Origin of the sequence: Sphingomonas paucimobilis NBRC 13935 (assembly GCF_000739895.2) — a bacterium.
GTDB classification, from domain to species: Bacteria; Pseudomonadota; Alphaproteobacteria; order Sphingomonadales; family Sphingomonadaceae; genus Sphingomonas; species Sphingomonas paucimobilis.
This window is the reverse complement of the sequence record NZ_BBJS01000034.1, coordinates 1-19,919: the sequence shown is the minus strand read 5'-3', so window position 1 is coordinate 19,919 and position 19,919 is coordinate 1. Positions and strand designations below refer to the sequence as shown.

Sequence of the window (19,919 nt, the reverse complement as noted above, 5' to 3'; positions counted from 1 at the left end):
TTTCCGTATGCCCCACCACCCGTTACGAAAAAATGACGAATTGCCGGGGGTGGGGTTGAACCAAATAGGCCCTCTCCTATTTATATCCTGTACGACGTCGTGTCCCCCCTTTCGCGATGTCGTATGACACGCTTTCAGCGTGTCTCCTCCCTGAACCTTGGCCACCTCGCGCTCTCCCCCTTGCGCGAGGTGGTTTTTTATTCGGCGGCGAGCGGCAGGCTTAGGGGCTGGGGCTGGGCGAGGGCTTCGGCGCTGAGCGCGGCGATGATCTGGCGGACCAAGGTGACCGTCGCGTCGAAGCCGGGGCCGGGGGCCTCCAGAGCAGCATTGAGATAGAGCGAGCGGTCCAGTTCTAGCTGGATGGCATGAATGCCGCGCCTTGTGTCGCCATGCCGCTCGACGACATGGCCGCCCGCATAGGGTGCGTTGCGTGTCACCGCGATACCGGCAGCGCGGATGGTCGCCTCGCAGCGGCGAACGAAGCCTATTCCCGCCGTCATGCCGTGCCGGTCGCCGATCACGATGCGCGGATGGCTTTCGGCCGATCCCAGCGGCGGCATCGAGTGGAGATCGAGCAGCACCGCCATCCCGAACCGCGCCCGCACCGCCGCCAGGCAGGACGACAGGGCGTCATGATAGGGACGATGGTCGGTGGTGATCCGCGCGACGATCTCCGCATCGGTAAAGCGCCGCGTCCAGATATCGCCATGCCCGCCGATGCGGCGCGGGACGAGGCCCAGCCCGCTGCGCACCTTGCTCGACCCCCGACCGCTCACCCGAGCGCCGGCGTCGATCAGGGGATCGCGGTCCCGCTCGTCGCGATTCAGGTCGATCCAGGCGCGCGGCCGGGTCTGCACGATCATCGGCTCGTCGGTGCGCGCGGCTTGGGCCACTTGGTCGATCAGCCGGTCCTCCAGCCCCATGATCGCGCCGAGCGGCACCCGCAGCGCCTCGACCAGCGCGGACGGATAATCGCGCCCGCCATGCGGCACCGAAATCACCACCGGACCGGCGGGGCTTGCGGTGCCCAGGCTCTCGAAACTCGCGCCGGGGGAGGGGCTGGCCATCGCCGATGATCCTATGGTGGGAAACCGAGCCCGGCAATGGTCTGGAAATCTTAACCGCCCTCTCGCTAAACTGGTGCCCAAGATGAATCGGGATCACGACATGCTTCACATCCTGCTGGCCGAAGATGATGAGGTCATGCGCGAATATCTGACCCGGGCGCTGACCCGCTCGGGCTACCGCGTCACGGCGGTCGATCGTGGCACCGCCGCGCTGCCGCTGCTCGACACCGAACATTTCGACCTGCTGCTGACCGACATCGTGATGCCCGAGATGGATGGTATCGAGCTGGCCCAGCGCGCCGCCGCGCTGGTGCCTGACCTGCGGGTGATGTTCATCACCGGCTTCGCTGCGGTGACCCTGAAGGCCGGCGAGGCCATGCCCAACGCCCGCGTCCTGTCCAAACCTTTCCACTTGCGTGACCTAGTGATGGAGGTGGACAGACTTTTTCACGCGGATTCGGTCGATGGCGCAATTTAGGGCTTGTCAGCCCCGACCAACCTGCTAATTGGCCGGCCTCCGGCGGGCGTGTAGCTCAGTGGTAGAGCACTGTGTTGACATCGCAGGGGTCGCAAGTTCAATCCTTGCCACGCCCACCACTCAAAAAGCCTCGGGAATCTTCGGATTTCCGGGGCTTTTTAGTATCTGTCGTTTTGCGGCTAAACCATGTGCAGTCGCCCTGCGATGCAGTCCTGACACAAACCCCACATTGCGCGTGACACGCTGACGGCCAACAGCCGGCTACCGCTGGTCCGCAGCCTGTACTTTGTCGAGGTTCACCCGCAGCGTTCCGATGCCGGCGTCTCAGGCCTGATGCGCTGCCCGGTAGCAGGCCACCGTCTGCCGCGCGGTCAGCGCGGGCTCGAGGGCGGACAGGTCGGGTGCGGCAGCGCGGGGGGCCGCTTGCAGGGCAGCGGCCGAGGTCAGCGCGTCCTTGGGGGTGCCGTTGAACAGCGCGACCCAGTCGGCACCGACGATCGCCTGGAGATCGCGCATCGTCGGTGTGTCGCGCACGACGATCGGCTTGCCCAGCGACAGCGCCAGGATCGCGGCGCCCGAATGCAGCGCCGAGCCTTGCGCATAGGGCAGGACGATGACGTCGGCCATGTCGTGCAGCGCCCAGACATCGGCGTCGGCGATGCGATCGGGGATGAGGTGGACACCGGGCGTCTCGGCCGCCTTGGTCAGGACCTCCTCGCGGAATTCCTCGGTCCCGCGAATCTCGCCGGCGATCACCAGTTGCGCATCAGTGCCCGTCTCGGCGAAATCCTGCATCAGGCCGGTGACGTTCTTGTAACGGCGGATTTGGCCGAAGATCAGATAGGTCGGCTTGCCCGGCACCGCGTCGCGCGCGGCGGCCAGGCCGGGATGGGTGGCCGGGGTCGCCGGATAATAGCCGATATAATGGCCATGTGGCACGATATCGGCCGGAACCTGGGCGATGGCGGGATAATGCTTGCGCACCGCGACCAGCGCGGCGGGGCTGAGGCTGATGATCCGGTCGACCATCGCGTTGAAGGCGGCGGTGAAGCGGGCATAGAGCTTGCCCACATCGGGCCGGTCATGCGCGCCCAGGTCATGCGCGGTCCAGATCAGCTTCGCGCCGCGCCGCCGGGCGAGCCACAGCAGCGCCAGTTCCTTGGCCGCATCGGCCGCCGCCTTGGCGGTGCCGGCGTTCCAGCGGACCAGGAATTCGGGCCAATGGACATGGATGATGTCCGGGCGCAGCGCGACCAGCGAGCGTCGGGAATAGGGGTGCACGACGATATTCTGGTCCTCCATCCCCGCATAGAGCAGCTTGGTATAGGGATTTTCGCCCGAGACCGCGTCGGCGGCTTGGGCCAGAATGATCAGCGGCTTGGCCCCTGGCTGGACGTGCATGGCCGAATCCCTTTCCCGACGTGAACCCCCGCACCGATTTCCCCGAATCGGTGACGTCATGATGGTCATAAGCGCCTTTGCCGTGGGGGCGGCCCCCATGTTGCGGTGCGACAATCGAGCCTTGTCCCATGGTGGAACGACGGCCCGCGGCGGGAGCGGCGAGCAAGAGGGATGAGGGAAAGGGCCGATCCCTGCGTATAGTGGGGACATGACCGATCCGCTCGACCACGACCTTGCCCTGCTGGCGCAGCCCGCGCCGCCGACCGCGCTGGATGATCTGGAGCACCGGGTGGCCGCCGCCATCGCCGCCAGTCCCGGTACGGGCGGCGTGTCGGGGCGCGGGATGGCGATGGCGGGTATCGGCGCCTTGCTGCTGGGTTTGGCCGGCGGTGGGGTGATGAGCGCGCGCGGTGAAGCGCGCGAGCGACCCGAGCGGATCGCGATGGTGCTCGACGCCGGGCTCGCGCCTTCCACGCTGTTGCTCGGCCGATGAGCGGGGCGGTGCGGCGCTATGCGCTGACGCTGGTGATCGCATTCGTCGCGGCGCTGGCTGGGGTCGCGATCGGATGCCGGTTGCTGATGCCCGCCGCGCCGGCGGCGAGCGATATCCATATGCTGATCCACCGGGATATCCGGCTCGACCCCGCCCAGACGGTCGCGCTCGATCGGCTGGAGGCGCAGTTCGCAGCGACCCGTGCCGTGCTGGACGCCCGGCTGCGCGGCGACAATGCCCGGCTGGCGGCGGCGATCGAGGCGGAGCATCGCGACGGCCCGCGCGTCACCCAGGCAATTGATGCTGTCCACCACAGTATGGGCGATCTGCAAAAAGCGACGCTGACGCATGTCTTTGCGATGCGCCGCGTGTTGCGCCCCGATCAGGCGGCGACCTTCGACCGGCTGGTGGTCGCCAAGCTGACCGATACGGGCCGGTGAGCAAGGGCTGGTGAGCCGTGACTATGCGGGGTTGCCCGATGGCGATCTGGTCGCCCTGGCGCGGGATGGCGATGCGAGCGCGCAGGCGCTGGCCTATGCTGCGATCGTCACGCGGCACAAGGGCGCGTTGTACCGGTTGATCCTGACGCATGTCCGCGATGCCGACGAGGCGCTGGACTTGGTGCAGGACAGCTTCGTCGCCGCACATGCCGCGCTGGGACGCTTCGACACCTCTCGCTCGCTGCGCGCCTGGCTCAGCCGGATCGCGCTCAACAAATGCCGGGACTGGGCGCGGCGGCGGCGGGTGCGCGCGATGCTGGCGCGGGTGCTGCCCATCGAGACGGCGGCGGAGGTCGCCGACGACCGGGTCGGCAGCGAGGCGGCGGCGATCGACCGGCAATCGTTGAGCCGCACTCTGGCCGCGCTTGATGCGCTGCCGGAGGCGTTGCGCGCGCCGCTGATCCTGTGCGCGATCGAGGGGCTCAGTCAAAGCGAGGCCGCCGAGGCCTTGGGGCTGAGTGCCAAGGCGATCGAACTGCGCGTCCGCCGAGCCCGCGCCGCCTTGCGCGATGCGATGGAGTGAGGGGGCGGGCGCTTCCGCGCGTATAAGAGGGCATGACCGATCTTCCGACCGTGATGCGCCGTCGTGATCTGCTCGCCGGTGGTGTCGGCCTTGGCACGCTGGCCGCCTTCCCCGCCTGGGCGCAGAATCATGGCCATGGCCTGTCGCCGCGCGTCGAGCTTCAAGGGCCCGAGATCACGCTGACCGTCGGGCGTCAGCATATGATGATCGATGGCAAGCCCTATCACGCGATCGGTATCAACGGTTCGGCGCCTGCTCCCCTGATCCGTTTGCGCGAGGGGCAGCGGGCGCGGATCACCGTCGTCAACACGCTGGACGAGGAGACGTCGATCCACTGGCACGGGCTGTTGCTGCCCTTTCAGATGGACGGGGTGCCGGGGATCAGCTTTCCGGGCATCCCGGCGGGCGGCCGCTTCACCTATGAGTTTCCGGTCGTCCAGGCGGGGACCTATTGGTATCACAGCCATTCGGGCCTGCAGGAGCAGGAGGGTCTGTACGGCCCGATCGTGATCGACCCGGCCGGCGCCGATCCGGTCGCGGCGGATATCGAGCATGTTGTCATGCTGTCCGACCACAGCGCCTTGCACCCCCACGCCATTTTTCGCCGGCTGAAACTCCAGGGCGGCTATTTCAACTATCAGAAGCAGACCATCGGCGGACTGCTGGCCGGGCGCGACCAGCCGTTGAAGGAGCGCTTACGCTGGGGGGCGATGCGGATGGACCCGAGCGACGTGTCCGACGTGACCGGCTCGACTTATCGTTATCTCGTCAATGGGCGGGGGCCGGGGGACAATTGGACCGGGCTGTTCGTGGCGGGACAGCGGGTGCGGCTGCGCATCGTCAATGCTTCGGCGATGACCATCTTCAATCTGCGTATCCCCGGCCTGGCGATGACGGTGGTGCAGGCGGATGGCCAGAATGTGCGCCCCGTCACCGTCGACGAACTCCAGATCGCGGTGGCCGAGACCTATGACGTGATCGTCACCCCGCCTGAGCCCCGCGCCTATACGCTGGTCGCCGAGAGCTGGGATCGGTCGGGCATGGCGCGCGCTACGCTGGCGCCGGCCATGGGGATGGTGGCGGCGGTCCCCGCGCTACGCCCCCGGCCGCTGGCGACGATGAAGGATATGGGCATGGGGGGCATGGACCATGGCGGCGGCGGCGGCGGCGCCTGCCCGCCCGAGCATGCCGCGATGGGGCATTGCCAGCCGATGGGTGGCGCCATGCCGATGGATCATGGCGGCATGAGCCATAAGATGCGCGACTTCGCCAACGCCCCCGGCCTGCCGCGCACGCCGGTCGTGCAGACGGTCGCGCCGATGCCGGTCGATCGGACGGGGGAGCCGCCCCAGGGGCGGGGCGATGTCGGGCACCGGGTGCTGACCTATCGCGATCTCGTCAGCCTGGCCCCCAATCCGGACCGGCGCACCCCGTCGCGCGCGCTGACCATTCACCTGACCGGCAATATGGAACGCTATATGTGGGCGTTCGACGGCGTGAAGCTGAACGCCGTCACCGCGCCCATTCCCTTCCGCCTGAACGAGCGGGTGCGCGTGACCCTGGTCAACGACACGATGATGGCCCATCCCATCCATCTGCACGGCCATTTCTTTGAGCTGGTGACGGGGCATGGCGATCATGCGCCCCGCAAGCACACGGTCAATGTCGCGCCGGGGGGCAAGGTGAGTTTCGACCTGACTGCGGATGCCGAGGGCGACTGGGCGTTCCACTGCCATCTCCTCTATCATATGCATGCCGGGATGATGCAGGTGGTGACGGTGCGCCCCGATGCGGCGAAGGGGGACGCGGCATGATCCTCTTCGCGTTGCTGCTCGCCGAGCCCCAGCATCACGGCATGATGCCCGGCATGGCGATGCCCATGCCCGCCAAACCCAAGGTCGCGGCACGGCCCAAGCCGGCAAAGGGCAAGGCCAAGGACGTGGTGGCCAAGCCGCGTGCCGCGCGTGCCGCGCCCGCAATGCACGAACATCCTGCGATGCCGTCCGCCAGCATGGCCTGCTCAGCCGAACATGCCGCAATGGGGCATTGCCAGCCCGCCGCGCCGCAGCCCGATCCGATGCCCGGCATGACGGCACCCGCTTGTTCGCCGGAGCATGAAGCCATGGGCCATTGCCGAAGCGAGCAGGGGGCGGAGGGCGATACCGGAATGGATCACGCCGCCATGGGGCATGGAGGGATGAATCACGCCGGCATGGATCACGGCGCGATGCCCGGCATGGCGATGGACGAGGGCCCCGTCGGCACCGCACCGCCACCGCCCGCCCCCACGACCCGCGCGGCCGATCGCTTTTACGACCCCGCCGCCATGGCCGCCGCCGATACGCGTATGCGGCAGGAACATGGCGGCATGCGTTTCTCGCAGATTCTGTTCAACCTGGCCGAGATCCAAGTCCGCGACGGACGCGACAATTATCGCTGGGATGGGGAGGGCTGGTTTGGCGGCGACATCCACCGGCTGGTGGTCAAGACCGAGGGCGAGGGGATGCTGGGTGGTCGGATCGGTGCGGCCGAGGTGCAAGCGCTCTATGCCCGCGCGATCGATCCCTATTGGAATCTCCAGGCGGGCCTGCGTCAGGATGTCGGGGCGGGCGCGCGCCGCACCTATGCCGTGATCGGGGTCGAGGGGCTCGCCCCCTATTGGTTCGATGTCGAGGGCGCGCTGTTCCTGTCGGACCAGGGCGAACTGACCGGCCGGGCCGAGGCCTGGGTCGATCAGCGGCTGACCCAGCGGGCGATCCTGCAACCCCGGGTCGAGATCAATCTGGCGGCGCAGGACGTGCCCGAGCAGCGGATCGTGGCAGGCGTGTCGAGCCTCGAACTGGGGCTCCGGCTCCGGTACGAGATCGCCCGTGAGTTCGCGCCCTATGTCGGGGTGAATTGGGAACGCCGCTATGGCCCGGCGCGCGGTGGCGGTGCGGCGCTGGCGCTCGGCATCCGAACCTGGTTCTGAGGCGGGATCAGTCTGCCTGTTCCCATTCGGTGTCGATGACGAGGAGCAAGCGGTCGCCGCCGCTCTCCGCGATCGGCGGCGACCGATGGATGATCGCCCGGTCGTCGGCCAGTGCCCGCCCCTTGAACATGCCGACATCGCCGGCCGCCAGCGCGCGGGGCGGGGTATCGGCACCCGCACCTTGCGGCAGCCACTGCGTGGCCTCGCCCCAATAGGTCGAGATCAGGCGCAGCGCGACATAATCGGCATGGAATTTCCAGCAGCCATTGCCCGTGATCCGCTCCAGCCGCACCTCGACGCGCGGCTCGGCGGCGAGCCTGGCATAGAGCGCGGCCAGTTGCGCGACATCCTCGGTCAGGGCTGCATGCCAAGGCTCTGGCGCGAGCGCCGCCCAATATTCCTCCAGCCGCTGCGCCACCTGTCCGGCCGGTGCGGCGAAGCGGATCGCGGGCAGCGAGGACAGGTCGGGGGCAGGCATTCTCTGCGGGCGCTGCCACACGGCCAGCGTCACCGCCGGATCGTGGATCGCCGCCAGCGCTTCGGCATCGGTGCCGATCCGGACATGGTCGAAGATGGTGGTGGCTGGCGGGGCAGAAAGCGTATCGAGACTGGAGGACACGAAGCAACTCATCACTATTTGATATGGTGTAACGTACCATATCAATGGGTGTGGCGAAAGGCGATGCCCCGCATGCAGGAAGGGGCGACGTCTCGCGACGCCGCCCCTTTCCGTGTCTCACCGATAAAGGCGGGTATCAGTTCGCGTCTTCATCCGGGAAGGCGTTGGTCGGCTTCGATCCCCAGACCGCGTAGAACAGGATGTAGAGCTCGCACACGGCGGTCAGCAGGAACGACTGCTGCAGGCCATAATGGTCGGCCAGCCAGCCATGCACCGCGACCAGCGCGCCGCCGGCGATCGCCATGATCAACAGGCCCGAGCCTTCCTCGGTCAGCGGGCCGAGGCCGCGAATGCCCAGCGTGAAGATGGTCGGGAACATGATCGAGTGGAACAGGCCGACCAGGATCAGCGACCACATGGCGACGGGGCCGGTGGTGAAGACGGTCGCCAGCATCACGATGAACGCACCGATCGAGAAGACCGCCAGCACGGTGCCGGCCGGCACCTTCTGCATGATCGCCGAGCCGACGAAGCGGCCGACCATCATCCCGCCCCAGAGCAGGGTCAGGTAACGGCCCGCGGCCTCGGTCGTCATGTTGCCGATGTCGGGCCGGCTGACGAAGTTGACGAAGAGGTTGCCGACGCCGATCTCGGCGATCAGATAGATGAAGATCGCGCCGATGCCGAACACCAGGTTGCGATGCTTCCACAGCGAGTGATTCTTGCGCTCCTCCTTGGCGACTCGGCTGGTCGACGACCCCATGGCGGGCAGCGGGAAGCGCGCGATGACGAAGGCGAGCACCACCAGCACCACCGCGACCAGGCCATAGGGCAGGACCACCGCATGAGCGTCCGCCAGCCGCTCGGCCTGGGTCAGCGCGACGCTGCCGGCCTCCGCCGTGCCGCCCTTGGAACGGCCGAGGATCAGATAGGCGCCGAACAGCGGCGCCAGCATCGTGCCCATCGAGTTCATCGCCTGCACCAGGTTCAGGCGCGACGATGCGGTGTCCGCCGGGCCCAGCACCGCGACATAAGGATTGGCCGCGACCTGCAGCAGCGTGATCCCGCTGGCGATCACGAACAGCATCAGCAGGGTGACGCCATAGGAGGGCAAAGTCGCCGCCAGCATCATGCCGACCGCGCCCGCCGCCATGATCAGCAGCCCGGTCACCAGCGACTTCTGGTATCCGATCCGCTCGATCAGCTTGGCCGAGGGGATGGAGGCGAAGAAATAGGCGATGAACCAGACGCTCTCGATCAGCGAAGCCTGGAAATAGCTGAGGTCGAACACGCTCCGCAGATGGGGCAGCAGCGTCCCGTTGATGACGGTGATGAACCCCCACATGAAGAACAGGCTGGCCAGCAGCGTCAGCGCGGACCGGTAATTGGTCGCCCCTCCCGCAGCGGCTGGCGCGCCGGCGGCGCGGGAAACAACGGGTGCGGCCATGGCAATCCTCTCCTTAAGAGCGGGCGGCGTCACGAAAACTTCTGTGCGCCCCGCTTGCTCCTGGTATTTTGTCTGACTATAGTGACGCAAAAGGCGCGTCAATGGCGTCTGGCGACGGAGGGATGAGGCATGTCGAGGGCGTCAATCAAGAGCTTTTTAACCCTGGTAGCGGTAACGACCGTAATGACTTCGACAGCGGCGCTGGCCAGCGAGGCCAAGCGGTCGCCCGCCGGGCAACTGGCCGACGGTGCCGCGATCGAGGCGGTGACCCTGACCAACAAGGCGGGGCTGTCGGCACGCGTGTTGACCTATGGCGCGACTCTTCAATCGGTTATGGCCCCCGACCGCAACGGCAAGACGGCCGATGTGCTGCTCGGCTATGACAAGGCCGACGATTATGTGAACCATCCGAACTTCTTCGGCGTGACGGTCGGCCGCTATGCCAACCGGATCGCCGGCGGCCGCTTCACGCTCGACGGGCGCAGCTACCAGCTCACCCAGAACGACAAGACCAATTCGCTCCATGGCGGGACGAAGGGCTTCGACAAGCATCTGTGGCGAATCGTCTCGATGAAGGACGGCCCGACCGCCAGCGTGGTGATGGCGCTGACCAGCCCCGATGGCGATCAGGGTTATCCGGGCAAGGTCGACGCCACCGTCACCTATTCGCTGGACGAGGCGGGCGCGCTGACCATCGCCTTTGTCGCGAACACCGACAAGCCGACGGTCATCAACATGACCAACCACGCGATCTTCAACCTGAACGGCGAAGGCTCGCCGCTGGGCGCGACCTTCCACAAGCTGACCATCCCGGCGAGCGCCTATACCCCGGTCGATGCCAAGCTGATCCCGACCGGCGAACGGACACCCGTCGCCGGCACGGTCTTCGACTTCCGTCAGCCGCGCGTGGTCGCCGACGGTATCCGCGACGGCAATGACCAGCAGATCCGCTATGGCCAAGGCTATGACCACAACTTCGCGCTCGACAAGGGGCTGACCGCCACGCCGCAGCTTGCCGCACGGCTGGAGGACCCCGCCTCGGGCCGCGTGCTCGAAGTGCTGTCGACTGAGCCGGGCGTGCAATTCTATACGGGCAATTTCCTCGACGGCACCTATGTCGGCAAGAAGGGGCATCTGTACCGCATGGGCGACGGCATCGCGCTCGAGCCGCAGAAATTCCCCGACTCGCCCAACAAACCCGATTTCGTTTCTGCCCGCGTCGATCCCGGTAAGCCCTATCGGCACACCATGATCTACCGTTTCTCCACCGTTCGCTGATTGAAAGCCTGATATGACCGACACGCCCACGAAGCTGCGCAGTCGCGCCTGGTTCGATAATCCCGAGAATATCGACATGACCGCGCTCTATCTGGAGCGCTATCTGAACTTCGGCCTCAGCCTGGAGGAGCTTCAGTCGGGCAAGCCGATCATCGGCATCGCGCAGACGGGTTCCGACCTGTCGCCCTGCAACCGCCACCATCTGGTGCTGGCCGAGCGGGTGCGCGAGGGCGTGCGCGAGATGGGCGGCATCGTGCTGGAATTCCCGGTCCATCCGATTCAGGAAACCGGCAAGCGCCCGACCGCCGGGCTCGATCGCAACCTGGCTTATCTCGGCCTGGTCGAGGTGCTGTACGGCTATCCGCTCGATGCGGTCGTGCTGACCATCGGTTGCGACAAGACCACCCCGGCGGCGCTGATGGCGGCTGCCACCGTCAATATCCCCGCGATCGCGCTGTCGGTCGGGCCGATGCTCAATGGCTGGCACAAGGGCGAGCGGACCGGCTCGGGCACCATCGTGTGGAAGGCGCGCCAGATGCTGGCGGCGGGTGAGATCGACGATGCGGAGTTCATCCGCCTGGTCGCCTCCTCGGCGCCGTCGACCGGCTATTGCAACACCATGGGCACGGCGACGACGATGAATTCGCTGACCGAGGCGCTGGGCATGTCGCTGCCCGGCTCAGCCGCGATTCCCGCGCCGTACCGCGATCGCCAGGAAGTCGCCTATCTGACCGGCAAGCGCATTGTCGAGATGGTGCAGGAGGATCTGAAGCCCTCCGACATCCTGACCAAGGAAGCCTTCCACAACGCGATCAAGGTCAATTCGGCGATCGGCGGCTCCACCAACGCGCCGATCCACCTTGCCGCCATCGCGCGCCACATCGGTGTCGACCTGCCGGTCAAGGATTGGGAGACCGAGGGGCACAAGATCCCGCTGCTCGTGAACCTGCAACCCGCCGGCGAATATCTGGGCGAGGATTATTACCGCGCCGGCGGTGTCCCCGCCGTGGTCAACCAGCTGATGGAGCAGGGACTGATCCACGAGGACGCGATCACCGTCAACGGCCGCACCATGGGCGACAATTGCCGTGGCAAGGCGATCGAGGACGAGAAGGTGATCCGTCCCTTCGCGCAGCCGCTGAAGGAAGAGGCGGGCTTCATCGTGCTGTCGGGCAATTTGTTCGACGCGGCGATCATGAAGACCAGCGTGATCTCGCCCGAGTTCCGCGATCGTTATCTGTCCAACCCGGACGATCCCGATGCCTTTGAAGGCCCTGCGGTCGTGTTCGACGGGCCGGAGGATTATCACCACCGGATCGACGATCCCGCGACCGGTATCACGCCCGAAACGCTGCTGTTCATGCGCGGCGCGGGGCCGATCGGCTATCCGGGGGCGGCGGAAGTCGTCAACATGCGCCCGCCGGCATACCTCATCACCGAGGGCGTGCACTCGCTGCCCTGCATCGGTGACGGGCGCCAGTCGGGCACGAGCGGTTCGCCCTCGATCCTGAACGCCAGCCCCGAGGCGGCAGCGATGGGTGGCCTGGCGCTGCTCGAAACCGGCGACCGGGTGCGGATCGACCTGAACAAGGGCACCGCCAATATCCTGATCTCCGAAGAGGAACTGGCGGAGCGTCGCAAGGTGCTGGCGGCGGTGGGCGGGTATAAATACCCCGCTTCGCAGACCCCGTGGCAGGAAATCCAGCGTTCGGTCGTCGGCCAGATGGCCAGCGGCGCGATTCTGGAGGGCGCGGAGAAGTATCAGCGCATCGCCCAGACCCAGGGCCTGCCGCGCGACAATCACTGATGGTGATGGGCCGGCCGGCGGACGAACCCGCCGGCCGGTCAGTTATTCTCCAGCCAGGCCAGGGCGGCATCGCGCGAGAGAAAGGCTTCCCGATGCTTCAGCGCATATTGCTGGCGTATCTGGGCTTTCAATGGCGTGGAGTCGACGACGATCGCCAGCCGGTCGTCGGGGGCATAATGGATCGCCATGCCGGCGCGGACCATCGCCACGGTGTCGGGAGTCGGGGTCGGCGCGCCGCGACGATCGACCATCACCTTGCCATGGCCCCGCCCGCGGCGCGACTCGGCGATGGCGGGCGCGAATGCGGGCCAGAAGCGGGCCATGATCGCGGGCGACAGGCCGCCATGCACGCGGACGCGCACGATGTGACGATGATCGATCGTCAACGAAAAGGACGGGTCTTCAACGGCAAAGGCGGTCAGCATCGGTCCCGCGATAGCATGACCGAGCAAGCATAATGGTTAATACCAATCCATGTATTTTCCAGGCCAAAGGCCGGGCATTTGATGTAGGATGCGGGTTCTGTGCGGGCGGATCATCCCTGGCCTCTTGACCTGGATCGGACGGCAATCGATACCGCTAACAAAATTTGCGGAGAGGATAGATGGCAAGCAATTCCACCAAGCTGATCGCGGCGTTGCCGGACGATTGGCGCGCGGGCCGCTTTGTCGGCCGTATCGATCGGGGGGAGGGACCTTGCCCGATTCTGGTCGAAAATGGCCAGGTCTTCGACATGAGCCGCGTGGCACCCACCGTCTCGGCGCTGCTGGCCGGCGGGGTGGTCGAGGCCGCACAGGGCGAGATGCTGGGCGAACTCGCCGATCTCGACCTGTCGCCGGAGCAAGGGGCGACCAACCGCCTGCTCTCGCCGATCGATCTGCAATGCGTGAAGGCGGCGGGCGTGACCTTTGCCGTGTCCGCGTTGGAGCGGGTGATCGAGGAGCGCGCGCGCGGCGACCATGCTAAGGCGGCTGGCCTGCGCGCCACGCTGGAAGAGGCGCTGGGCGGCAATATCCGTTCGGTCGTGCCGGGCACGGCCGAGGCGGCGCAGCTCAAGGATGCGCTGATCGCCGAGGGGCTGTGGTCGCAATATCTGGAGGTCGCGATCGGCCCGGACGCGGAAATCTTCACCAAGTCGCCGGTGCTCTCGACCGTGGGCTGGGGGATGCCGGTTGGTGTCCGTTCCGACTCGACCTGGAACAATCCGGAGCCCGAGGTGGTGCTGGTCGCCGATGCGCATGGGCGTGCGGTCGGCGCGACGCTGGGCAACGACGTCAACCTGCGCGATTTCGAGGGGCGCTCGGCGCTGTTGCTCGGCAAGGCGAAGGACAATAACGCCTCCTGCTCGCTGGGACCGCTCGTCCGCCTGTTCGACGACGGCTTCACCATGGACGATGTCCGGTCGAGCGAGGTCAAGCTGACCATCACTGGCACCGACGGCTATGTGCTGGAGGGTGCGAGCTCGATGGACCAGATCAGCCGCGATCCGGAGGATCTGCTCGGCCAGGCGCTGAGCGAGCATCATTATCCCGACGGCCTGGTCCTGTTCCTCGGTACGCTGTTCGCGCCGACCCAGGACCGCGACGAGCCCGGTCGCGGCTTTACCCACAAGGTCGGCGATACCGTCGTCATCTCCAACCCGCGTCTCGGCACGCTGGTCAATCCGGTGATGACGAGCGCCGATGCCCCGGCCTGGACCTTCGGTCTGGGCGATCTGATGCGCAATCTGGCCAAGCGCGGCCTGTTGTGACGGAGTCCGATGAGATGTTGCAGACGACCAGCGCGGCGGACCTGACCGCCCGCTATCCCAGCCTGATCGACAAGCGCGTCATCGTAACGGGCGGCGGTTCGGGCATCGGCGAGGGGCTGGTCGAGGCGTTCGTCGCGCAGGGCGCCCGCGTCGCCTTTGTCGACATCGCCGAGGATGCGAGTCAGGCACTGGTCGATCGGTTGTCGGGCGACGCCCGGCACGCGCCGGTCCATCGCCGCTGCGACCTGACCAATCTCGACAGCCTGAAGACGATCTTCGCCGATCTGGAAGCGGCGCTGGGCGGCGTCGACATCCTCGTCAACAATGCGGGCAATGACGATCGCCACAGCATCGAAGACGTGACCCCGGCCTATTGGGACGAGCGGCTGAACGTCAATCTGCGTCACCAGTTCTTTGCCGCGCAAGCGGTGATCCCCGCGATGAAGCGGGCCGGCGGCGGCGCGATCCTGAATTTCGGATCGATTAGCTGGCATCTGGGTCTGAACGACTTGGTCCTCTACCAGACCTGCAAGGCGGCGATCGAGGGACTGACTCGCAGCCTCGCCCGCGATCTGGGGCGCGAGAATATCCGTGTGAACACCATCGTGCCGGGCAACGTCCAGACCCCGCGCCAGGAAAAATGGTACACACCCGAAGGCGAGGCGGAGATCGTCGCGGCCCAGTGCCTCGACGGGCGCATCCAGCCGTCGGACGTGGCGGCGCTGGTGCTGTTCCTCGCTTCGGACGATGCGAAGATGTGCACGGGCCACGATTATTTCATCGACGCCGGTTGGCGCTGATCTGCCGGGCGAGACCAAGGAGAGAGTGATGCAGCAGGCCGAACATTGCCTGACCGTGGGTGCGACGCTGGGCGAAGGCCCGATCTGGGTCGATGACGCTTTGTGGTTCGTCGACATCAAGCAGCAGCGCATCTACCGTCACGATCCGGTGGCGGGCACGCTCGATCACTGGGCCTCGCCCGAAATGGTCGGCTGGGTCGTGCCGGCGCAGCGCGGCGGTTTCGTCGCCGGGCTGAAGTCCGGCCCGCATCATTTCGATCCCGCGACCGGCGGCTTCGAGCGGCTCGCCGAGGTCGACGCGCATCTGCCCGCCAATCGCCTGAACGATGCCTGTGTCGACGGGCAAGGCCGAATCTGGTTCGGCACCATGGACAATGACGAGACGTCGCTGTCGGGGCGCCTGTTCCAATGGGCGGCCGGTCTGGTCACGCTGACCAATGCCGATGCGGTGTGCATCACCAACGGCCCGGCCATCTCTCCCGACGATTCGACGCTCTATCATGTCGATACGCTGGGCAAGGTGATCCTGGCGCATCCGATCCTGGCCGACGGCACGCTGGGCCCCGCGACCGAGTTCGCGCGCTTCGGTGATGCGGACGGCCATCCCGATGGCGCGATCTGCGATGCCGAGGGCGGCGTGTGGGTCGGCTTTTTCGGCGGATCGGCCGCGCGGCGTTATGGCCCGGACGGTGTCATGACCGACGAGGTGCGCTTCCCCGTGTCGAACATCACCAAGGTCGCGCTGGGCGGTCCCGATGGCCGCACCGCCTATGCCACCACCGCGCGGCAGGGCCTGTCGGACGAGCAGCTCGCCGAGCAGGTCCAGGCGGGCGACATCTTCACCTTCCGCGTGACCGTTCCCGCCAAGCCGGTGCACCGCGCCGCGATCTGAGTTTGCCGAACCCGGCGTCTCGGGTGGCCCGCTCCCGCCGGGGGCGGGCCTTCTTATCCCTCCATGGCGCTGCGGGTATCCTCCAGCGCCAGATCGACGAGCAGCCGCATGGCCTCTCCCGCCCCCTCAACATCGCCTGCCGCGATCGCGTCATAGACCTTCACATGGTCGGGCACCGGATTGCGGGGCAGCGCGCGCGACCGCTGCTTGAACTGGGTGGTCCAGGCGACCGCAGCGCCGATGCTGGCGGTCAGCACAACCAGCGCGTCGTTGCGCGTTGCCGCCAGCACCGCATTATGGAACTCGCGGTCCGCCGTCCGCCCCGCCTCGGTCGCCAGCGTATGGCGGCGCATGGCGGCCAGCGCGTCGCGCATCTCCTTCAGGTCCGCCTTGTCGCGCCGCTCGGCCGCCAGCCGCGCGGCGGCCGGCTCGACGATCGCGCGCAGTTCGAACAGGCTGCGCACGAAGTGGATGTCCGGCTCGCCCGAAAAGGCCCAGGCCAGCACATCGGGGTCGAGCAAGTTCCAGCGATTGCGCGGCAGGACGCGGGTGCCCGTCTTGGGGCGGCTTTCGACCAGCCCCTTGGCACTCAGCACCTGCACCGCCTCGCGATACGCGCTGCGCGACACGTCGAGCGCCTCGGAAAAGGCGACCTCCCCCGACAGTGTGTCGCCAGGGCGATATTCGCCCGAGACGATCGCGGCGCCCAGCTTGTGCGCGATCGCGCCGTGCAGGCGGCGGCCGGTGCCGCGCCTGGCCTTGGGGGCGGACTCCTCCGACCTTATATCAGCCATCCTATCCGCCGCAGCTTCAGGCGGTGCGTCCCCGTTCGTCATGCTGTCACTCATCGCTTGTACCTCTCCGCCCCCATCTTTGCGCACAACCTTTAACATTGCCATCGCTCCGTCAAACTAATATGTCGGAGTAATATAAAGGAGCTTCCCCTATGACCGATTTCCGTTCGATCGACGCCGCCACCGGTCAGCCGGTGGGCGACGCTTTCGCAGTCCACGGACCGGCCGATGTCGACGCGGCCTGCGCGGCCGCAGAGGAGGCGTTCGACGTCTACCGCGCCACCAGCCGTGAAGAGCGTGCCGTCTTCCTCGACAAGATCGGTGCCGAGATCATGGCGATCGGTGACGAACTGATCGAAGCCGCGATGCGCGAGAGCGGCCTGCCGCGCGCGCGTCTGGAGGGCGAGCGTGGCCGCACGGTCGGCCAGCTGGGTCTGTTCGCCAAGGTGCTGCGCGCCGGGGCCTATCTTCAGGTCCGTATTGATCCGGCCATGCCCGACCGCCAGCCGCTGCCGCGCCCCGACCTGCGCCTGCGCATGGTGCCGCTCGGCCCCGTCGCGGTGTTCGGTGCCTCGAACTTCCCGCTCGCCTTCTCGACCGCGGGTGGTGATACCGCCTCGGCGCTGGCCGCCGGTTGCCCGGTGATCGTCAAGGGCCACCCCGCCCATCCGCAGACCGGCGCGCTGGTCGCCGCTGCGATCGAGCGGGCGGTCGAAGCCTGCGGCCTGCCCAAGGGCGTGTTCGGCCATCTAACCGGCCCGAGCAATGAGCTGGGCGGTGCGCTGGTCCGCGATCCGCGCATCACGGCGGTAGGCTTTACCGGCTCGCGCGCCGGTGGCCTGGCGCTGGTCAAGATCGCGCAGGAGCGGCCGGTGCCGATCCCCGTCTATGCCGAAATGTCGAGCATCAACCCGGTCGTCCTGATGCCCGAGGCGCTGAAGGCCCGTGGTTCGGCGCTGGGCACCGCGTTTGTCGGCTCGCTGACCATGGGTGCCGGTCAGTTCTGCACCAATCCTGGCCTGCTGCTCGCCATCGAGGGCGAAGGGCTGGACGCGTTCGTCGAGGCCGCACGCACCGCGCTAACCGACGCAGCGGCGCAGACCATGCTGACGCCGGGCATCCACGCCGCCTATACCAAGGCGTCGGAGTCGCTGGCGAGCCACGCCAAGGTTGAAACGGTCGCGCAGGGCAAGGTGGGCGAGGGCGTCACCGCCGGTCGCGCCGCCTTCTTCCAGACCACGGCCGAAGCGTTCCTCGCCGACGAGGCGCTGGGCCATGAAGTGTTCGGCGCGTCGTCGATCTTGGTCCGTTGCCGTGACGAGGCGGAACTGATCGCGGTGCTCAAGGCGGCCGAGGGCCAGCTGACCGCGACGATCCAGATGGACGAGGGCGATACCGACATGGCCGCACGGCTGGTGCCGGTACTCGAGCGCAAGGCGGGGCGTATCCTCGCCAATGGCTGGCCGACCGGTGTCGAGGTGGCGCATGCGATGGTCCATGGCGGCCCGTTCCCCTCGACTTCGGACGCGCGCACGACCTCGGTCGGCAGCCTGGCGATCGACCGCTATCTGCGGCCGGTGTCCTATCAGAACCTCAGCGCGGCGCTCCTGCCCGAGGATCTGAAGGACGAAGCGGCGGGTAAGCTGCCCCGTCTGGTCGACGGCCAGCCGGGCTGAGGAATGACGGGGCGCGTTCCGGACCGGGAACGCGCCCCTTTTTGTTGAAGAGACGATAAGGGGAGAGGAATTCATGGCGGATCGCCTGTTGCAGCATCGCGCACCCGACGGCACCCGTTCGGTCATTCTGGCACGGGGAGAGCAAGCGGCCTTTGTGCCGGGCGTGGAAACCGTCATCGCGCTGGCCGAGCGCGCTATTGCGGGCGGCCAGTCGCTGCTCGACACCGCGCTGGCCTGCGGGGAGGGCGGGAGTGTCGACCTCACGGCCGAGTTGGCGGCGGGCCATCTGATTGCGCCGATCGACCATGAAGACCCGGCGCACTGCGTCATGACCGGCACCGGCCTCACGCATCTCGGCTCGGCCGAGGGCCGTGACAAGATGCACCGCGATGCGGCGGCCGCCGCGCACCAGACCGATTCGATGCGTATGTTCCTGGAAGGCGTCGAGGGCGGTAAGCCGGGCGAAGGCCAGGTCGGCCAGCAGCCGGAATGGTTCTACAAGGGCGACGGCTCGCAGTTGGTTGGCCCCGGCGACGCGCTGGAAATGCCCGCTTTCGCACAGGATGGTGGTGAGGAGCCCGAACTGGCGGGCATCTATCTGATCGGACCCGACGGCACGCCGCATCGGCTGGGTCTGTGCCTCGCTAACGAGTTTTCGGACCATGTGACCGAGCGGCACAATTATCTATGGCTTGCCCATAGCAAGCTGCGCCCCGCCGCGCTGGGTGCGGAGCTGCTGCTGGGCGAGGTGCCCGATCACATCGAGGGGACCAGCAAGATCGTCCGGGGCGGCGAGACGCTGTGGGAAAAGCCCTTCCTGTCGGGCGAGGCGAACATGTCGCACAGCCTCGCCAATCTCGAGCATCATCACTTCAAATATGCGCTGTTCCGCCGTCCGGGTGACGTGCATGTGCATTTCTTCGGTACCGCGACCCTGTCTTTTGCGGATGGCGTCCGGACGCAGGAAGGCGATGTGTTCGAAATCGCGGCGGCGCCCTTCACCTTGCCGCTCGCCAATCCGCTGGCCCGGACCCAGGACAAGCCGGTGACGGTCGGGCGTCTCTGATCGCCCGATTCTGAAACGGAATGCCACCAAGGGCGTCCTTCCCAAGTGGGGAGGGCGCCCTTGGTGTATCCGGCGGTCCGATTCTCCGATGATTCTGCGATTCCAGGCCGGTTGATTCGGCTCGCTACGCCGCGCAGCCGATAAGGTTCCAGTCGTAACGCGCCGCAATCATGCGGGCAAACATATGATTTTATGAGGATTTCTTAGTTTTTTACGGAAAAATGAAAATCACTTGTTGACCGGCCGTGGGGACCCGCCTAGAGGGGTTTCACCGCAGCGGTGGCCCACGGGGTTGACCGAGGCAGTCACGACAGATCGGCGCACTTGGGGCCCTGGGAACGGGGTTGAAGAGGTGTT

19 protein-coding genes and 1 tRNA gene are annotated in these 19,919 nt (G+C 66.8%); 14 read left to right on the top strand and 6 right to left on the bottom strand.

Annotated elements, in window-relative coordinates:
* Nucleotides 1–197: 197 nt before the first annotated feature.
* Nucleotides 198–1,067, bottom strand: coding sequence for an N-formylglutamate amidohydrolase (locus SP6_RS11725; RefSeq protein ID WP_007404847.1), 870 nt, complete (start codon nucleotides 1,065–1,067; stop codon nucleotides 198–200).
* A 100-nt stretch (nucleotides 1,068–1,167) separates the two neighbouring features.
* Between SP6_RS11725 and cpdR the strand changes: the two genes are divergently transcribed.
* Together cpdR and SP6_RS11715 are read left to right on the top strand one after the other, a co-directional pair.
* Nucleotides 1,168–1,545: a cell cycle two-component system response regulator CpdR gene (cpdR, locus tag SP6_RS11720; RefSeq protein WP_007404811.1), complete on the top strand. Its 378-nt coding sequence runs from the start codon at nucleotides 1,168–1,170 to the stop codon at nucleotides 1,543–1,545.
* A gap of 44 nt (nucleotides 1,546–1,589) precedes the next feature.
* A tRNA-Val gene (locus SP6_RS11715) sits at nucleotides 1,590–1,664 on the top strand.
* Between the two features lie 205 nt (nucleotides 1,665–1,869).
* On the opposite strand, the gene SP6_RS11710 is transcribed toward SP6_RS11715, so the two are convergent.
* Nucleotides 1,870–2,946 carry a glycosyltransferase gene (locus SP6_RS11710; protein WP_007404707.1) on the bottom strand — a complete coding sequence of 359 codons (1,077 nt, stop codon included), beginning with the start codon at nucleotides 2,944–2,946 and terminating at the stop codon, nucleotides 1,870–1,872.
* A 208-nt stretch (nucleotides 2,947–3,154) separates the two neighbouring features.
* Here SP6_RS11710 and SP6_RS11705 point away from each other — a divergent pair, with 208 nt between their 5' ends.
* Genes SP6_RS11705 through SP6_RS11685 form a run of 5 tightly spaced genes read left to right on the top strand, consistent with a single transcriptional unit; the run spans nucleotide 3,155 to nucleotide 7,433 of the window.
* Nucleotides 3,155–3,439: a hypothetical protein gene (locus SP6_RS11705; RefSeq protein ID WP_007404714.1), complete on the top strand. Its 285-nt coding sequence runs from the start codon at nucleotides 3,155–3,157 to the stop codon at nucleotides 3,437–3,439.
* Nucleotides 3,436–3,879 (top strand): periplasmic heavy metal sensor, encoded by a 444-nt coding sequence (locus SP6_RS11700; RefSeq protein WP_037568391.1) that lies wholly within the window; start codon nucleotides 3,436–3,438, stop codon nucleotides 3,877–3,879. The genes SP6_RS11705 and SP6_RS11700 overlap by 4 nt, the downstream gene beginning before the upstream one ends.
* 10 nt (nucleotides 3,880–3,889) lie before the next feature.
* Entirely contained in the window at nucleotides 3,890–4,462 is a 573-nt protein-coding gene (locus tag SP6_RS11695; RefSeq protein WP_007404762.1) for an RNA polymerase sigma factor, read from the top strand.
* Between the two features lie 32 nt (nucleotides 4,463–4,494).
* Nucleotides 4,495–6,276 carry a copper resistance system multicopper oxidase gene (locus SP6_RS11690; RefSeq protein WP_007404743.1) on the top strand — a complete coding sequence of 594 codons (1,782 nt, stop codon included), beginning with the start codon at nucleotides 4,495–4,497 and terminating at the stop codon, nucleotides 6,274–6,276.
* Nucleotides 6,273–7,433, top strand: coding sequence for a copper resistance protein B (locus SP6_RS11685; RefSeq protein WP_007404713.1), 1,161 nt, complete (start codon nucleotides 6,273–6,275; stop codon nucleotides 7,431–7,433). The genes SP6_RS11690 and SP6_RS11685 overlap by 4 nt, the downstream gene beginning before the upstream one ends.
* A 7-nt stretch (nucleotides 7,434–7,440) precedes the next feature.
* Here the strand turns inward: SP6_RS11685 and SP6_RS20105 are convergent, their stop codons facing one another.
* Together SP6_RS20105 and SP6_RS11675 are read right to left on the bottom strand one after the other, a co-directional pair.
* Nucleotides 7,441–8,052, bottom strand: coding sequence for a DUF1826 domain-containing protein (locus SP6_RS20105; protein ID WP_158005310.1), 612 nt, complete (start codon nucleotides 8,050–8,052; stop codon nucleotides 7,441–7,443).
* 136 nt (nucleotides 8,053–8,188) lie between these two features.
* Complete coding sequence (locus SP6_RS11675; RefSeq protein ID WP_037568393.1) at nucleotides 8,189–9,499, bottom strand: sugar MFS transporter; 1,311 nt, start codon at nucleotides 9,497–9,499, stop codon at nucleotides 8,189–8,191.
* 183 nt (nucleotides 9,500–9,682) lie between these two features.
* On the opposite strand from SP6_RS11675, the gene SP6_RS11670 reads away from it, so the two are divergent.
* Together SP6_RS11670 and SP6_RS11665 are read left to right on the top strand one after the other, a co-directional pair.
* Nucleotides 9,683–10,777 carry an aldose epimerase family protein gene (locus tag SP6_RS11670; RefSeq protein ID WP_007404752.1) on the top strand — a complete coding sequence of 365 codons (1,095 nt, stop codon included), beginning with the start codon at nucleotides 9,683–9,685 and terminating at the stop codon, nucleotides 10,775–10,777.
* A gap of 13 nt (nucleotides 10,778–10,790) precedes the next feature.
* Nucleotides 10,791–12,584, top strand: coding sequence for an IlvD/Edd family dehydratase (locus SP6_RS11665; RefSeq protein WP_007404733.1), 1,794 nt, complete (start codon nucleotides 10,791–10,793; stop codon nucleotides 12,582–12,584).
* A 38-nt stretch (nucleotides 12,585–12,622) separates the two neighbouring features.
* Here the strand turns inward: SP6_RS11665 and SP6_RS11660 are convergent, their stop codons facing one another.
* On the bottom strand, nucleotides 12,623–13,036 hold the full coding sequence (locus SP6_RS11660) for a SpoIIAA family protein (protein ID WP_126053323.1): 414 nt from the start codon (nucleotides 13,034–13,036) through the stop codon (nucleotides 12,623–12,625).
* Nucleotides 13,037–13,188: 152 nt separating this feature from the next.
* Here SP6_RS11660 and SP6_RS11655 point away from each other — a divergent pair, with 152 nt between their 5' ends.
* Genes SP6_RS11655 through SP6_RS11645 form a run of 3 tightly spaced genes read left to right on the top strand, consistent with a single transcriptional unit; the run spans nucleotide 13,189 to nucleotide 16,026 of the window.
* Nucleotides 13,189–14,334 carry a fumarylacetoacetate hydrolase family protein gene (locus SP6_RS11655; protein ID WP_037568397.1) on the top strand — a complete coding sequence of 382 codons (1,146 nt, stop codon included), beginning with the start codon at nucleotides 13,189–13,191 and terminating at the stop codon, nucleotides 14,332–14,334.
* A 14-nt stretch (nucleotides 14,335–14,348) separates the two neighbouring features.
* Nucleotides 14,349–15,134, top strand: coding sequence for a D-xylose 1-dehydrogenase (gene xylB / locus SP6_RS11650; protein WP_007404738.1), 786 nt, complete (start codon nucleotides 14,349–14,351; stop codon nucleotides 15,132–15,134).
* A 28-nt stretch (nucleotides 15,135–15,162) separates the two neighbouring features.
* Nucleotides 15,163–16,026 carry an SMP-30/gluconolactonase/LRE family protein gene (locus SP6_RS11645; protein ID WP_037568399.1) on the top strand — a complete coding sequence of 288 codons (864 nt, stop codon included), beginning with the start codon at nucleotides 15,163–15,165 and terminating at the stop codon, nucleotides 16,024–16,026.
* Nucleotides 16,027–16,079: 53 nt separating this feature from the next.
* Here SP6_RS11645 and SP6_RS11640 read toward each other — a convergent pair whose 3' ends face one another.
* On the bottom strand, nucleotides 16,080–16,820 hold the full coding sequence (locus tag SP6_RS11640) for a FadR/GntR family transcriptional regulator (protein WP_007404853.1): 741 nt from the start codon (nucleotides 16,818–16,820) through the stop codon (nucleotides 16,080–16,082).
* A gap of 152 nt (nucleotides 16,821–16,972) precedes the next feature.
* On the opposite strand from SP6_RS11640, the gene SP6_RS11635 reads away from it, so the two are divergent.
* Together SP6_RS11635 and araD1 are read left to right on the top strand one after the other, a co-directional pair.
* Nucleotides 16,973–18,496, top strand: coding sequence for an aldehyde dehydrogenase (NADP(+)) (locus tag SP6_RS11635; RefSeq protein ID WP_007404803.1), 1,524 nt, complete (start codon nucleotides 16,973–16,975; stop codon nucleotides 18,494–18,496).
* Between the two features lie 73 nt (nucleotides 18,497–18,569).
* Nucleotides 18,570–19,562 carry an AraD1 family protein gene (araD1, locus tag SP6_RS11630; RefSeq protein ID WP_007404721.1) on the top strand — a complete coding sequence of 331 codons (993 nt, stop codon included), beginning with the start codon at nucleotides 18,570–18,572 and terminating at the stop codon, nucleotides 19,560–19,562.
* Nucleotides 19,563–19,919: the final 357 nt, after the last annotated feature.

Excerpts from the sequence above, each read along its gene's own strand:
- SP6_RS11655 (WP_037568397.1), top strand. The coding sequence starts at position 13,189 with ATGGCAAGCAATTCCACCAAGCTGATCGCGGCGTTGCCGGACGATTGG.
- SP6_RS11725 (WP_007404847.1), bottom strand. The coding sequence starts at position 1,067 with ATGGCCAGCCCCTCCCCCGGCGCGAGTTTCGAGAGCCTGGGCACCGCA.
- araD1 (WP_007404721.1), top strand. The coding sequence starts at position 18,570 with ATGGCGGATCGCCTGTTGCAGCATCGCGCACCCGACGGCACCCGTTCG.
- SP6_RS11645 (WP_037568399.1), top strand. The coding sequence starts at position 15,163 with ATGCAGCAGGCCGAACATTGCCTGACCGTGGGTGCGACGCTGGGCGAA.
- SP6_RS11705 (WP_007404714.1), top strand. The coding sequence starts at position 3,155 with ATGACCGATCCGCTCGACCACGACCTTGCCCTGCTGGCGCAGCCCGCG.
- SP6_RS11710 (WP_007404707.1), bottom strand. The coding sequence starts at position 2,946 with ATGCACGTCCAGCCAGGGGCCAAGCCGCTGATCATTCTGGCCCAAGCC.
- cpdR (WP_007404811.1), top strand. The coding sequence starts at position 1,168 with ATGCTTCACATCCTGCTGGCCGAAGATGATGAGGTCATGCGCGAATAT.
- SP6_RS11670 (WP_007404752.1), top strand. The coding sequence starts at position 9,683 with ATGACTTCGACAGCGGCGCTGGCCAGCGAGGCCAAGCGGTCGCCCGCC.
- SP6_RS11665 (WP_007404733.1), top strand. The coding sequence starts at position 10,791 with ATGACCGACACGCCCACGAAGCTGCGCAGTCGCGCCTGGTTCGATAAT.
- SP6_RS11675 (WP_037568393.1), bottom strand. The coding sequence starts at position 9,499 with ATGGCCGCACCCGTTGTTTCCCGCGCCGCCGGCGCGCCAGCCGCTGCG.
- SP6_RS11690 (WP_007404743.1), top strand. The coding sequence starts at position 4,495 with ATGACCGATCTTCCGACCGTGATGCGCCGTCGTGATCTGCTCGCCGGT.
- xylB (WP_007404738.1), top strand. The coding sequence starts at position 14,349 with ATGTTGCAGACGACCAGCGCGGCGGACCTGACCGCCCGCTATCCCAGC.
- SP6_RS11640 (WP_007404853.1), bottom strand. The coding sequence starts at position 16,820 with ATGGCTGATATAAGGTCGGAGGAGTCCGCCCCCAAGGCCAGGCGCGGC.
- SP6_RS11685 (WP_007404713.1), top strand. The coding sequence starts at position 6,273 with ATGATCCTCTTCGCGTTGCTGCTCGCCGAGCCCCAGCATCACGGCATG.
- SP6_RS11635 (WP_007404803.1), top strand. The coding sequence starts at position 16,973 with ATGACCGATTTCCGTTCGATCGACGCCGCCACCGGTCAGCCGGTGGGC.
- SP6_RS11700 (WP_037568391.1), top strand. The coding sequence starts at position 3,436 with ATGAGCGGGGCGGTGCGGCGCTATGCGCTGACGCTGGTGATCGCATTC.